The 15,230-nt window shown below is 68.1% G+C and carries 5 protein-coding genes; 4 read left to right on the top strand and 1 reads right to left on the bottom strand.

All coding sequences use genetic code 11. From position 1 onward, the window contains the following. The first annotated feature begins 387 nt into the window (after positions 1 to 387). The gene (locus AB0F43_RS30930) at positions 388 to 6,867 is read left to right on the top strand and encodes a hypothetical protein (protein ID WP_360484755.1); all 6,480 of its coding nucleotides are present in this window, start codon (positions 388 to 390) and stop codon (positions 6,865 to 6,867) included. After that, positions 6,864 to 9,188, top strand: coding sequence for an MBL fold metallo-hydrolase (locus AB0F43_RS30925; protein WP_360484752.1), 2,325 nt, complete (start codon positions 6,864 to 6,866; stop codon positions 9,186 to 9,188). The genes AB0F43_RS30930 and AB0F43_RS30925 overlap by 4 nt, the downstream gene beginning before the upstream one ends. A gap of 400 nt (positions 9,189 to 9,588) precedes the next feature. Here AB0F43_RS30925 and AB0F43_RS30920 read toward each other — a convergent pair whose 3' ends face one another. Then, entirely contained in the window at positions 9,589 to 12,036 is a 2,448-nt protein-coding gene (locus tag AB0F43_RS30920; RefSeq protein ID WP_360484749.1) for a hypothetical protein, read from the bottom strand. Between the two features lie 934 nt (positions 12,037 to 12,970). Here AB0F43_RS30920 and AB0F43_RS30915 point away from each other — a divergent pair. Both AB0F43_RS30915 and AB0F43_RS30910 read left to right on the top strand, forming a co-directional pair. Beyond that, entirely contained in the window at positions 12,971 to 13,567 is a 597-nt protein-coding gene (locus AB0F43_RS30915; protein ID WP_360484746.1) for a bifunctional DNA primase/polymerase, read from the top strand. A gap of 253 nt (positions 13,568 to 13,820) precedes the next feature. Next, positions 13,821 to 14,534: a GGDEF domain-containing protein gene (locus AB0F43_RS30910; protein ID WP_360484743.1), complete on the top strand. Its 714-nt coding sequence runs from the start codon at positions 13,821 to 13,823 to the stop codon at positions 14,532 to 14,534. Positions 14,535 to 15,230: the final 696 nt, after the last annotated feature.

Below are 15,230 nucleotides of genomic sequence, written 5' to 3'. Positions count from 1 at the left end.
ATGAAGTGTGCGGCGGTGCCGCGGAGACGCGTCCGGCAGTCCCTCGCGCGCCCAGCAAGTGGGTGATAATTTCCCAGCGGTATTCAGTTGATGCACCAGCAGGTGCGGATACCGCTGATGGTAGGACGAGGGCATCGACAATCCGTCCAGTACTTCCCGGTCCCTTTCGGATGCGGACGGTCATTTGGTTGTGCGAGCCCCTGCCGGAACGCGTCGACGCGGGGATACCACTCCCTCCATGCCCGGCTTACCGAGCCGCGTTGTGATGCCATCAGTTGATGGCCTGGCCCACGTCTCATCATCGGGGCGTGTCGGTGTCGGCACAATCTGTCGGGCCCGGGGCTACCGTTACACACATCGGAAGAGGTCTATGGGGCGGAAAATGACATGAAGAGCAAACGGAGCACGAGCAGGCAGACACAACCCGCGGGGGACGCCACGGCCGCCAGCGAAGATAAAGCGGCCGAGTTGGCAGCGGACGGACCGGAGAGCCTGTGGCCCGGAGTAGCTCAGGACCTGGAAGCTGTCTTGGACTCTGCCGTCGAAAAGGCCGTAATGACGCTAGACGTCGACGCGTTGCTGGAGATGCTCCGCAGCATGTCCCTGGGGCCGTTGTCATACGTGATGCGGTCCTTGGGCATGCGCAAAGCCGCGAAGGCGAACCGAGGCATGGCCGCCGCACTGGCTGGCGTCCTGCGCACCCGTCCATCGCAGCAGTTGCTGTCGTTCCTGTTCTTGCCCATGCTGGACGTCTTCACCCTAAATGGCCTCACCCGCGAACAGTGGGTGAAGGTCACCGGGGGGGAGGTGACCGACCTCATCGAGGTCTTTGAGGAAAATCCGGGGTTCGTCGACCGTCTGATCCGCTGCTCCAACGTGATCCCACAGCCGCTGTTCCGGGCAGCCATTGCGGTCGCCGCCCGTGAAGCCGGCATCGGGGTGCCTGCAATCGCATTCCTCGCTCAGGCCGACCCGATGGTCGCGGAAGCATATGAACTGGCACGTAAGAAGATTCCAGATCTGCTACCGGCGAACGCGGGCTTTGAGGAGATCTTGCCCTCCAACGTCATCGACCGAGCCCAGGACGCATCGCTCGCCGAGCGCACGGAAACCGCCATTGCGGCTGCTCGGTCGACGTGCGAGCAGCGCGACCATGACGACCACAGCGCGGACCCGGGGCATGGCCGCGCTCTCACCGACGCGCCCGTCAACATGAAGGCAGCGGCCATCGACGACGAGCGCGCCGGAGATGCCGACGGGGTCCACCTGACCCCACAGGCGGAGCAACCGGTCGGGAGCGGCGCGACCCACGCCGCCGCAGGGAGCCAGGAGGGAGCGGTGGCCACGGCGGACGCCTTGGCCGAGGTCGATCTTCTGGACTGGGAACGTGCTGGTGAACTGGCCGACCGGGTCGCAGACGCTCTCCACAACGGCGAAGCCCCCAAGGTGAGCGAGGTTGCCGACCTGCTGGCTTTCACCGAAGCAGCCCACCGGATCGCGGTCTCGCTGGCGAGACAGACCGCTGCGAGCGTGCAACCAAGCATCGAGAGCATCGACGCCGCGGTTCTCGCACTCGTCGAAGACCGCAACCGCACCGGATTGCTTGCCTCGCTGGCAGCCGTTTCCGGTCCCGATCCGCTACACGAGGCCATCGCAGCGGTCCGTGCCCTGTCCCGCCAAGCGCTGGCCGGCACTTTGGACGAGGAGACGACCGAGGCGCTGACGGCGCTCGCCCTCCTCGCCCGGGCCGCCGAATCCGCCCGCTCCGGGGACGGCTTGGGGTATGCCGAGATCGCCCAGCACGACGCTGACGCACGGGCCGGGTTGCCTTCGCAGGCCCTGCCGGTCGTCACGGCCGCACTCATGGGCACCCTCGATCTGCACAACTCGGCGGACCCTCTCGGAACCGAGCCGCCGCCACAGCCTGCGGCGGCCGCTGCCGGCAACACGCCCGCCGCAGTCGGCGGCAACCTTGCTGACGACGACGCCGAGTATGCCGGTACACCCGCCGAACCGACCAGCGGCGCCAAGGAGACCGCTCGGGCCGAGCCCGTCACCGGCAGCGAGGCGCTCGGCTCGGACGAGCCAGGGGAGGCCCTCGAGGTCAGCGATGCTGGCGGATCGGCCGGCGACACCCTCTGCGCAGAAGCAGCCCCCGACAGCGACGACCCCGAGAGCATGCCCAACGCCACCAGCGCGGCGCCGGTTGGCCCCGTTGAGGATGCACTTGATCTCAGCGCACTCGACGACTTCCTTCGTTCCGCCGACGCCGGCTCGCTGCGGATCCGCGACACCGGTACCCCTACGGTGAACGACACCGACCAGAACGCCTCGCACGTCCGGGACACGGCCGTAACTGAGGCACCGGCCGACGGTGCCGGCGCCGGCGAAACGGCCGATCTCATCCCCGACCAGGAAGCGGTCGAGGCGCAGTTGATCACCCAGGCGCGGTACGGGTTGGCCAGTATGCTGCACACTCACCCGTCGCGAGCGGCCGCTCGTCGACTGGCGGCTTACCAGGCTCGGCTCACATCTGCCACCGGTGCTCTCGCCGCGGCGTTCTTGGCAGACCAAAACCTGATCAGCCGTGAGTCTCTAGCCGAGGACCGTGTTGGTCAGCTACTTGCCTGGGCGTCGGCCGCCCGTGTTGCTGTGCTAGCCCCGATCTCGGGGGCCGCCGCGGTTCTGACTGAGCTCTCCCCATGCGTCGAGGGCTCCCCGAACCTGGCCAAGGTCGGGTACGCACTGGCCACCGCCTCCCTCGGGGGCGCAATTGCGTTGCCGGAGCACGCGGGCGACGTCTCCGCCGCCCACGAGGCCGGTCAGGCCGCCCAGGGGCTGGCCGTGAAGGCCCGCGAACTGCTCGAAACGGCGTCGCAGCGCGCAGTGAAGTACGCCCCCGCCAACATGGTCTACCAGCAATGGATGACCCCCGAGGGGGTACTCGGATCCCTGCTGGACGAGGTGGTGACCAACGACTATGTGCGCGCCGGTGACGTGCGTCAACGGATCCTCGAGATTCGCCGCGCGGGGGACCGCATCGTTGATGACACCTTCGAGGAGGTGCGCGGCCGCACGGCGAAGTACCGGCGTATCGACTACGGCGCCCGCCAGCGAATCGTGCACCGCCTGGAGGAGGTTCTCGACGTTGCCGGTGCCTGGGCCGACGCGGCAACCAACGCCACCGAGCTATCGGCTCGCATCCACGGCGCCGCCAGCGCGGCCCGCCCCCTGGACAAGCTGCGTTCCACTCTCGACGGGCTTCGCGAACCCGCCCTCGAGGAGCTGACCAACCTGCGCGCCAACTGCGACACCACCTCGCGCCATGGGGCATTGGAAGCGGCCACTGTAGAAGCCGTCACGAGCATGATCATCGCCACCTTCGCCACCTGCACCGGACACCCGCCGACCGGGCCAGAGCCGACCCCAGAGTGGGTGGTCCGCGGCGAGCTACTGGGAACCGACCTCACCTTGGAGCCCGGCACATTGCTACCGCCGGGCTCGGACCCCAACAGCGAGGAACTGCGCGAGGCCGCGTTTGCCCTGGCAACGGAGCCAGCAGAGAACACCGAGACCCTGTACGGACGCCGAGCCGACCGCGGCGAGCACGACCTGACCGAGGTCATCGTGGCCGCCCTCATCCAAGTGGATCCCGACCGGACGGGACCGCTGCTTCGGTCGCGCCGCGACGCCGACGTGGCGGTTCTTCTTGGGCAAGTAGCCCGAGAGATCGACGCCGTGACCGTTCAGGTGAACAGCCGGCGCCGCGACGAGACCCTGCCCGAACCGGTGTGGTCCTCCCTGCTGGCCGAGCTTGAAGGGATGCGCGACTCCCACCGTCGCGACTTCGGCACCATCCGTGCCGCCCTGGACCGGATCCGGGACGTCGTGGAGGAGTACAAGCTCGCTTTGGTCGAGCAAGCCCGTGCGCGCATCGAGAAGAAGGCCGCTGAGAACCCGCTTGTCGAGCAGCACCGCGAAACCCTCCTTGCGATTGTCAACGACCGTGGCGACGTTTCCGGCGCTGACGAGTTCCTCGAACTGCTCACCTCCGGGACACCTCTGCCGGAGACCCGAGCCGATGACGTGCACCTGGCCCGGTTCTTCCCTGTCGTCCCACGCATCGCCGCCGCGAACCCCACCCTGCTGGTCGACCTGCACGCTGCCCTCGGCGGCAAGGATCCCACGTCCCCGGTGGCCGAGCTATTCCAGGCCGCCCACCTGGAGTCCTCCGGTCCCGTTGCGGCGAGTCTGTCGGTCGGTCGGTCGGCAGTAGGAGCGTGGCTGCACCTGGCCAATCGGAAGCCTCACATCGACCTTGGCACCATGCTCAAGCCGATCCTCGCGGCGATGGGCTTGGAGCTTTCCGGGGGTTTCGAGCTCGACAAACACCGCCTCGCGGGCCGCCAATTCGCGTCCCTGCGCGGCGTTCACGGTGCCGCGAAGGCCATGTCGCCCGCACTGGGGTCCGACATGGGGCCGGGCGGCAACTCGCTGCGTGTGCTGCTGATATGGAAGGACACCAGCCCCACAACTCTCGTCGACTGGCTTCGGGAAGAGCCCCCGGGCCGCACCGTGCTGGTGCTGTACCTGGCAGGCGCTCTCGACCCCGACCAGCGGCGTGCCTTAGCCGCGGCGGCCCGCGGCCACAAGCGTCCGGTCGCGATCGTCGTCGACGCCGCGCTGATGGCCTACCTGGCCTGTCAGGCCGAACCGTCGCGCACCACACTCGCGTTCTGCACCTTGCCGTTCGCCGCCGACAGCCCGTACGCGGACCGGCCCGGGAACACGCCGGTAGAGATGTTCTACGGCCGCGTTGGGGAACGCCAGCAGGTCATCGACATGAACGGCCCCTCCTTCATGTCCGGCGGCCGGCAACTGGGCAAGTCTGCGCTCCTGCGGTCGGCTGAACGTGAGTTCAACAAGGTTTCCTCCCAGCGGGCAGTGCTGCTCGACGTGCGCCAGGTCGGCGCGGACGACAGACCCGAGGCACTGTGGCCAATGCTGGACTCCGAGCTGCGCCGCGCCGGCGTCATTAACGCCACCGCCGACCGGGTCCCCGACGCAGATGCAGTTAGCGAGGAGATCCGGGCCTGGCTGGCAGCAGACACCCACCGGTCGCTGCTGGTTCTCGTCGACGAAGCCGACAACTTCCTGACCGCCGACGCCAAGGGCGGCAAGTTCGCCAACGTCGGTGCCTGCAAACGACTGATGGAGTCCGAGGGGAGGCGGGTGAAGTTCGTATTCGCGGGGCTACACCGCACCAGCCGGTTCGAGTCGCTGTCCAACCAGCCGCTGGCTCACATGGGCAAGCCGATCGTGGTGGGTCCGCTGCGTCCGCAGGCAGCGCAAGATCTGATCACCCGGCCGATGTCGGTCATGGGCTTCACTTTTGCCGACCCGACCTCGCAGATCGCCCGCATCCTGGCGGCGACGAACTCGGTGCCGTCGCTGCTACAGCTGTTCGGCCGCGCCTTGACCGAGCACCTGACCAGCCGGGAGGTCGGGGACGGTCCCCCGCAACAGATCACCGACGACGACATCGCCACCGTGCTTGACGACCAGCAACTGGCGCACGATTTCCGGGAGAAGTACATCCTCACCCTCAACCTGGACCATCGCTACCAAGTGATCGTGCACGCTGTGGCATTGGCGGCCTATGAGAACGGCGTCGACCTAGGGCTGCGGCTCAGCGAGCTGGCCGACCTGTGCCGCCAGTACTGGCCGGCCGGGTTCGCCGACCTGCCCATCGACTACCTGCGCGGCCTGGTCACTGAATGCTGCGACCTCGGGCTGCTGACTCTCGACAATGGTGCCTACCGCATGCGCACTCCGTATGTGCTGCGGCTGCTCGGTACCGCCGACGAAGTGGCCGAGGTGCTGTTCAACGCAGAGGATCGGCTCACTCTGCCCACGTCGCTTGACGCCGGGTCATATCGAGCGAAGCTGCCGCACAGCAACCATCGCTCCCCGCTGACCGCTCGACAGATCGGCCGGCTGCTAGCCGGGACCGGCCGCAGCCAAGTTGTGCTGGGCACCGAGGCGCTCGCGGTGCAGCGAGCCGCACCCGTGCTGGAACAGGTCGCCGCCGAGGGACGGGCCCAAGGACTGGACGTGCGGCGGTTGCAGAACCTCACCCCCGAAGGACTACGGGGTGCTGCCAGCCGCCTGACCCAGCCCAGCATGCTGGTGATGGACCTGCGTAGCGCCTCCGGAGCGCAGGTCCAGGCACTACTGGATGCCCAGGGCCGGGTGCATGCGCAGGCCACGGCCCCGATGACCCTGGTGCTGGTCGTCTCCACCGACACCGCTCCAACCTGGGTCGGGCTCGATGACCAGCTCGTCGAGCTCACCCGCGTCGACGACGCCGGTTTGCGACTGTGGGCAGTGGAGATAGACGCGCCCTTCCACACCCCCGAGGAGCTGCGGGACCTGGGCGCCGCCACAGGCGGCTGGCCGATCCTGATCGAACGCGCTCTCGACGTCAAAGGCCCCACCTCGGCCGACCGGTGTCTAACCGACCTCACCGAGTGGCTTGCCAGCCCCAGCGGCGCCCGGTCCTTCACCACCGCCTGTGGCCTGGGTGACCCGGCTGCCGCGGACGTGCCCGGCGTGCTCGCGGCGACTTTCACCGCCGCGGCCGAGTGGACGAGCGCCGGCGGCGACACGCTGGACGTCGTGACCGATCTGGTCGCCGAGGACGTCGCGTTAACGCAGCGCGTAATGGCCGCCGGCTTCTTGAGCGTGGGCGATGTTCTACGCACTCTCCGGTTGGCCGGGATGCTCGTCACCCCGCCGGGAACCCGTTTCATGGTCACCGAACCCGTCCTCACCCGCGCCGTCCACAGCACCGGAGCCGTCTCGTGACCAGCAGCGTCCACACCGCTCGCACCTCCGACCCCGGTCACGCCAAGGCCGGACACGAGCCTGACTCGGCCGGCTCGACAAGCGAGGTGGGCGAGCGGCCGTGGGAAGAGACCCCGGTAGCCGAGGTGCTCAGCCCGCCCTTGACGGCGGTCCTGGACGCGGCGTTCACCAGACTCTCAAGACGCGCCGGTGCGGCGTCCGCAGAGGTGCTATGCATCAACAACGTCCGCGTTGCCCTGGCCGGTTTGGCCAAACTGCCACCACTGCGCGCACTGCTGCGCCGCGACCTGACCCCGCTGCTCAGTCCGGAGACTGACGACAGCGGTGCGGTCGATGCGGCGGCTGCCCACTTGGCCGTCAGCCTGGTCGCCGCCGACCAGGCGGTGGCCGATCAGGCCGCAGAAGGAGTCACGCGGCTGCTGGAAGAGGCGCGTACCGAGCGGAAGCGCCGCCGTCGGTCTGAACGCCGCTCGGCCGGCCCCAGCGCGGACGCTAAGCGCGCCGGACGTGATCGCAGCTTGCTGGAAGACGCCCGCCGCGAACGCGACCGGGCCCGCAACCAACGCGCCGAGACCGAACGGCAGCTTGAGGAGGCCCTGAACCGCAACATCGCCCTGGACACCAGCCTTCAGGAGACACGTGCCCAGCTGGAGACGACCACCCATCAGCTGAACGCCTTACGGCTATCGCTCACTGACCTGCCCCGAGCGGCGGAGCGTCTTCGCGACGCCCTCGTGCGTGACCCCGACCCTGGTGAGGGCGCTGGCGTAGTGCGGCCGCCTCGCGACACGGTCTCCGAACTGGCACACGAACCTGTCGAGCAGCTGATCCTGCGGCATGCGGCCCAGGCGAGATTAGGGCGGATGATGCCCGCCGAGGCGATTGCTGGCGTGGGTGAGTGGCTCCCGGCGCTGCTGGACGCGATCGCGCGGCCAATGCAGCTTGAGTCGTTCGCCGAGCTTGCCCTCACCGTCGATGTTGTCGGCGGCGGCGACGAGGTCGGTGGATCATGCGTCCTCATCAGCGCCGGCGGCACCCGCATCCTTATCGATTGCGGTACTCGGCCGTCTGGCGACGACGAGCGGTCGATGGCGCCGCCTGGCATCGCACGAGCCCTCGCGGGGCGCATCGATGCCGTCGTGGTCACCCACGCTCACAACGACCACGGCGGTTGGGTGCCCGTCGTGGTCGCCAAGCAGCCGCATGTGCCGGTGTTCGCTACTTTGCCGACGTGCGATCTGCTCGCCACCATGTGGAATGACTCGGCAAAAGTGCTTGAGCGCAAAACTCACGCTGACGGGTGGCGCGGCGGCCCGCTGCCGCCGTACTCGCAGAACGACGTCAACGACGCCGTGGACCGGTTGCGGGACGTGCCATTCAACCGCGAGTTCCGCGTAGGGGCGCTCACGCTCGAGTTGTTCCGGGCCGGCCACATCGTCGGGGCCGCCGGAGTAGTGGTGACCGCCGGCGAGCAGCGGGTCGTGGTCACCGGGGACGTGTCGCGACCCGGCCAGCTCACCGTCGGCGGCTACGACATTCCCGAAAGCGCGCGTGGAGCGGACCTGCTGCTACTGGAGTCGACCTACGGTGATGACCGCAAGCCCATCAATCCGCGGTCGCGGGTCGTGGGCGACTTCGTGCGGCAGGTGCAATTGACCGTCGACCGTGGCGGGGTGGCACTGGTGCCGGCGTTCGCGTTGGGCAGGGCGCAGGAAGTGGCGTTGATTTGCGCAGAGCACCTCCCCGAGGTTGAGGTCCTCGTCGATGGGCTTGCCCGCACGGTCAGCGACATTTACGAGAAGCACCGAGGCCCGACCGGAAAACCGATTCGGATCTTCGAGCAGAACCTGCGGCGGGTCCAGCCCGGCCGGACCACCGATGAGAGGCTGCGGCTGCGCAGCGGCGTGGTGATCGCAACGTCGGGGATGATGACCCAAGGCCCGGTGGTGGAGTGGGCTGGCCGCGTACTGCCGGACCGGGACTCCTCGTTGATGTTGGTCGGCTATCAGGACAGCGAGTCGCCCGGCAAGGCGTTGCTGCGGTTGGGGGAGCAGGGCGGCGGGAGATTCCGGCTGCCGAACCGCCACGGCGTCCCCGAAGAGGTGGAGGTGCTCGCCCAGGTGGCGCAGTACCACCTCGGGGCGCATGCGAACGCCGATGAGTTGATGAACCTGACGGTTGAGGCCACTCCGCAATGCGTGATGTTGGTGCACGGGGAGCAGGCCGCTCAGCAGCGACTCGGTGCCCGGATGATCGGCCAAGGGCGCCAGTTGGCGTCCTCCGTTCGGGTTTGGCAGTCGGGCCGGTCGGCCGAGTACTGATGGGTCTGGGTGCTGAACGTGGAGGCCCAATGAGGCTCGGCGCACGTGAGGTCGGTGCGCGGTGTCGGTTGCCTCTCCCGAATGAGTCGATTGCTTGTGCGGCTCTACGGGACAACCCAGACCGTGGCGCTGCACCGCCAGCGGCAACTGATCGTCGCCCGGCCACGTTCGACACTCTTGCTGGCCGCCCCAGAGTGCACCGGTCACCACCCGGCAAGCTGCCGATGAGGGATCACGGTCCCGCCTCCTGTTGACGCCCAGACAAGGAGTTGCTTCGGCGCCGGGGCCGCAGCCTGCCCGCTCATGCACTTGACCGCGGTTGTCTCCCCGGAGCGCGCACCGCGACGGTGACCGAGCGTCCATGCGTTGCCTGGCAGTGTTAACTCCTGGGCGGCCACGATCAGACTGCGCCGGTCAACTGCTCCTGGGTAAGGAGGACTCCCAGCAGCGACACAGGCACCACCGTTCGCTCAACGTCAACGGCCGTGACCTCATGCAAAGAGACGGCGTCGAGGAGGTCCGCGATGCCGATGTCCAATGCGGCATCGACCGTCGCGTCCCCTGGGGCCAGGGCGGCGCCGTCCAACCGTGCGCTCAACCAGGCGCCGACCTTACGGTGCACCCTATGCAGTGTGTCCATCGCCCAGCCAACTTGATTCGCCTGGGCGGCCAGGTCCTGATCGTCGACGGCGGCGGCGAACCGGGCGACGTCGGTCTTGTCGAGCGGTCCGTCCACCTCGCCGCGTACCCACGTGCCGATGGTGCCGGGGGAGGTGATGGCTGTGCCGTGCATCCGGCGAAGGATGGCGCTGTAGGTCAAGTCGAGATGCCGGACCCGGGCGGCCCGGAGGTGCCAGAACTGAACCAGCAGAGACAAGGTGGCATATGCGGGGGACTCGGCGAGCTTCGCGATCACCGAGGTTAGCAGGTCAGCGCGGGCGGACCGATCCACCAGCGCGAGCACGTCTCCTGCGGTCAGCGACTTGGCTGCGACGCGTTCGGCCCGGTGGCCGCGGCGCCGGGTCACCACGTCGGCCGGGTCCAGCAGCAGCATTCGGCCGGCGGCGCTGCCGTGAGGTGAGTGGAGGTCTCGGACGTGGACGACGACGGCGGCAACCTGGGTGACAGTGTCCTCGCCGTCCCGTCGGACCGGTGGAGGCGGTTCCAGGTCGCCTGATGTAGTCACGATGTCCGCGAGCTCGGCAACGATGTCGACGTCAAACGGGTTCCATGCCTCAAGCTCGGCGACGTCTGGGACCGGCCGTAAGGTGCCATCTTGATTCATGCTGACCCCGGTGAGAGCGTCCTGGGCCGTGGTGTCGGTGCGTGGGGTGATGCCGAGGAGTTCGCTGGTCAGCGAGGTGGTCTCCCACCGCAGCTCGCCAGCGCGCGTGCGGGTGGTGCGGATGGCGGCGACCGCACGAGCGGCCTGATCGGGGCCGGCCGCCAGGATGCTGACCTCCGGTGCCGGTGGAAGATTCCACAGGCCTGAGCTGCGGGCGGGCAGGGTGCCGGGTACGCAGACCCGGGCCAACGGTTTGGCGAGAGCGATCCGTGTGGCGTCGCGAGGCTGGGCCAAGATGACAATGTGGTGCCACTGGTCCGGCACGAGCGGAGATTCATCGAGTGCAGCGGCCACGGCGGCGATCGCGGTCTGGTTGCCCAGGAGCAGCGCCGCGGGCTGCTGACTGGCAACGCAGCCGGTGACCCACTCGATGAGCATGCCGAGCTTGTCCTGACCCTGGCCGGCGTCGAGGAGGTCGATAAACGCCTCGGCCACCCGATACCAAGCCTGTGCGGGCATGCCGGTCTGGGTGCGGGCGAACGCCCGGGCGGTTGCCGGTGCCTCGGCCAAGCGCGAGACTGCCAGCCAGGACACGGCTGGGGCGTGACGGTCATAGACGTCCGGGGCGACCGGAAGGAGAGCGCCGACGTGGTATAGATGCCAAGCCCAGCGGGTCGCCGCGGCGACCGACGTGCGTGCGGCCTGGCTGGTCGCAGAATAGCTGTCGACAAGGGCTCCCAGGGCCCGCCAAAGGCGGGAGAGGGCTGCATCGAGACTGTTTGCGGGTGGAACCCTGATTTGGATATGAGCGGCCGCGGCGGAGGCGAGCAGGTCCGTGGGGGTGGTAAGTGGAACGCCCGGCGCAGCCGCGGGCGCCGATCCCGGATAGCGGTCGGCGAGGGCGGCGGCGGCGGGGGGATCCCAGGCCCACACCAGGCCTCCAACACCGCGGACGACGTCGAGGGCCGGGTCCATCGGGCTGGTGGTCACGTACAGCACTCCGGGCCGCGGCCGGTCGCCGTCGACGGCGCGGGTGAGAAAGGAACTCAGAGCCGCGGGGGTGGTGGCGGAAGAGTCGATGACGAGGGCGTCGAGGTCTGCAAGGAGAGCACCGAGCCGGTCCAGCGATCCGGTGAGGTGCAGGCGTCCGGGCGCGGCCCGGAGCCGGGCGGAGGGGAGGCCGGGTGTGCCGTCAGCGGTGACGCGAGTGCGCGCGACGAGCTGGGCGAGCGGGACGTCGCGCAGACGCAGGTCGCTGTAGACGGTGGCAGCGCCGAGCTTGGTTGCGGCCACGGCTACTTGGACTCGTGCGCTGCGGGCGGTGCTGACGGCGGCGACGATGGCGGCCGCGGCCAGGATGACCGGGGTGGCAGGGGTGGCGAGGGAGTACACAACCGCGAGCGGAGTGCGGGTCGCCAGTGCGGCGTCAGCAGCGGTGAGCAGCTCGACGTCAAGGTTGGTGCAGGAGTACGGAGTGGGTCCACCGATCTCGCGCTGGCTCCGCAGGATGCCGTCGAGCACAGCGGTGGTCAATCCAGGGGTGGCCGCTCCCGTCCGGTGCATGGTGACACCGTAGGCCACCACGACCAGGCCTGTCTGAACTTCGCTCCCGCCCGAAGCGGTCCGAGCATCGGCGGACAGCGGGCTGACGCTGCGATCAGGATCGCAAGGCCCAGCAACCTGGCCAGCAGTTCATCGGGACTCCCTAGCGGATCGAGAACGAGGGCCCCGTCAGCGTGGTCGCATTTGCGGGGCCTCGGCTTCATCGCCCTCGCTTTGGCTAGGGCGATGAAGCCGGCTTACACCCGCTGAGCAGCGGCCCGCTGGCGGGCTGTCACTGTCAAGCACCGTCGTTACCGGGGCTCGGCTCTAGGCGTCCGGTCGCCGAGACCCGAACGGCACTCGGAGATCGCGCAGGCCCGACATTGGACACAACAATTCTCGTCTCGCCACCATCATCAGCGAGTGAAACGTGACGCGCGGCGGCCTTTCGGTCGGCTTGCCCGGATAAGCCTCGCGACGGGATCGTCCTCGCGCCGAGCGAGCTGGTCGGATATTGGGTGGATGTCGGACAAGACCGCCTGCAGTGCCGCGAACAAGACAAGCGCCCCGACTGCGTCGGGAACGGATGCGGTCGGCTTGCGATCGCCATCGACCGGTGTCAGCAGAGCGACGGTCGACCCACGAATGTGAGCATCAGGACGATGGGATTCTCCTTGTTGCCCGCCGCAAGGAACTCGACGAGGGTTGTGGCTCGGCTGGAAGCTGGACCCAGAGATTGCGAGAGTCCGTAAGTGCCGAAGGTCGGTAGTTTGGTGGGTAGGCGGGGCAGGGGCAAGGTCACCGGGTGCCTTCCCGGTGACCTGAACCCCCCTTGGAGGTCTGGAGTTGACGATCGAAGAGAGCCAGATCCCGGCTTGAGCAGTCCGGGATCGGGAAACGGGCGCTGTTCGAACTCGCCGTATACGTCATGATGAGTGGCAGGAGGTTGGTTCGCGTGTTCAAGAGAAGCTCACGACTGCTGGCGGCTGCGCAGGCCTACGTCGACCACGGGATCGCTGTGATGCCCGGCTCGCCGATGGTGCCTGACCCCGAGACGACCAGCTGGCGTACCTCGTGGCGCTGCAGCTGCGGGGACCGCTGGTGCGCGTCGCCGGGCATGCACCCGCTGACGCCTGCGCCGATCGACACTCCCAGCGAGGTCGAGGCACTCTGGCGCGTACCTGTACCGCCGAATGTGCTGATCGCCTCGGGCGCCGTTGTCGCGGTCTGGCGGGTTCCCCAGACACTCGGGGCGTACGGCATGCGCCGCCTCGAGCAGCAGCGCCCATCGGTCTGGCCGCCGGTCATGCGGACCCCAGGCGGAGGCTGGGTGTTCTGCACGACGCCGGTCGGGCCTGGGTTCACACCGGCGCCCGATGTCGAGCTGGTGACACCGGATGCTCCCGTGCTGGCACCGCCCTCGCGAGGCGCGGGCGGCGTGCATCGGTGGCTGTGGTCGAGGACGTTCCCGGCTGCGCCTCTGACCAGCGCTGAGCCGGTGATGGCGGCACTGACTGCAGCCAGGTCGGACCAGCTGGCCGTTGGCTCCTGAGCTAAACGATCGCGAGTCGGGGCCGGCGGTCTGAAATACGCCGGCCCCGGCTGAAGGTCGCCAGGCCCTGCTGTTCTCTGGTCTGAGGGCTTGTGTTGCTGGCGGCAACTGGCTGCAGATCGATCCTCGCCGGGGCACCCCATGCGGGGTGTCCCGGCGAGGATTTCGGGCTGTTTTGGGGGGTGTTCGGCGCTAGGTTGGGAGTGACCAACCACCGGGGCTAGCCACCCCACAAAGCGCGGAGGACATCCTCATGCAGGGTAGAGCTCTGACCGTATTTCGTGACCTTCCACGTCGCTTCCCGGGTCGGGGTCGTGCGCCCGGCGACCAGCCCCGTTGCGTTCGGTACGACCGGTTCCCGGGCGCTACGCGGGGCGGCTGGTGCAGCGAGGCCCGCGACGACCCGACGACCGGCCTTGTCGCGTGGCCGGACTTCTTCGCCTGCCTTCCATCGATCCTTCACCTGACGCTCAGGGGCGGTGTCGGGGTCGGCCTGGCGATCGGTGACGTGGACAACCTCAAGTCGTACGTAGAGGGCCGTAGAGCGGTCGATGCCCAGTCCTTTGGGCACCTGGCGGGCAACGCGTTCATGGGGCGTCTGGGGACGATCTCGCGGGGCTGGCTGTCGGCTGCTGACCTGCCGCTCGCGTGCCTGGCGACATTCGGTGGCGACGAGATCGTGGTCGTTGCCGCCACCAACGACAGCGCTGCCTTCGCCCACAGTGTGGGGGAGTTGCGGGACCAGTTGTGCGCTGGCTTGCCGCGTACGGTCTCGTTCAGCACGGCGACGATCCAGGCGAGCGAGATTCCGGCGCTGACGGTGGGGACGCATTGGTGGCGGGAGTTCGCGGTCCACACAATCGGTGCGGTAGAGCGCTCGTTGTTCGACGGAAAGGAAGCACGTAGGGCGGGTGCCGACGTGCCGCTGGGGTTCGTGGTCGACGCGGTGCACGGTCAGCGGCTGTAGCGAGAGCTGCGGGACACAAGGGCTCGGTCCGAACGTGTCGGACCGAGCCCTTCTGGCGTGTCTCAGAAGGGACCCCGTGCGGGCTGTCCAGGCGGCTCTTTGGGCTTGGACTGTCGGTGGTTGGGGCTAGCGTTGTTTGCCAACCTCGGGTACTCCCCGCGATCGCCTCGCCAAGCAGTGGGAGATCAACGCGGCCAAGGAGGCGCTCGAAGACGCGGGATTCACCGTCGGTCGTTGTTGAGCAGGGGCAGCTCTGCGCGTGGGATTGGGGGTTTGGTCTGCGCGTAGTTGGTTGGCGTTGTGTTTGCTTGGGGCCCCTTCTTTGCGGTGTGGTGTTTGCTGCGGGGGAGGGGAGGGGCACTTTTCTTTGGCGGTGGGTGTGGCCGGCGGGTTGGGGTGTTGGTGACTGGGGGTAGTGGTGGTGGGTGTGGTTGGGGTGCTGGGCCGCAGCCTCTGACCCTCGCCGTTGCTGGCTGTCTTTGTTGCTATAAGCAATGGTGTCCGCTTGTATATAAGGGTGTTGGGGGATTGAGTTTGCGATGCGTCAGCATCGTGAACGCGGAGCCGTCAGGCTCGTGGTGGGCGTGTCGGCGCGTCAGCGCCGGGCACGCTCACCACAAACAGTAACCACATGCCTAGGGCAACTATTACCAGCCCGTCAGGGCTGGTGAGTGGTGCGGCGCGTCAGCGCCGCAC

The sequence above is a fragment of the Kribbella sp. NPDC023972 genome (assembly GCF_040639075.1).
GTDB lineage: Bacteria > Actinomycetota > Actinomycetes > Propionibacteriales > Kribbellaceae > Kribbella.
This window is presented reverse-complemented; position numbering and strand designations above follow the sequence as displayed.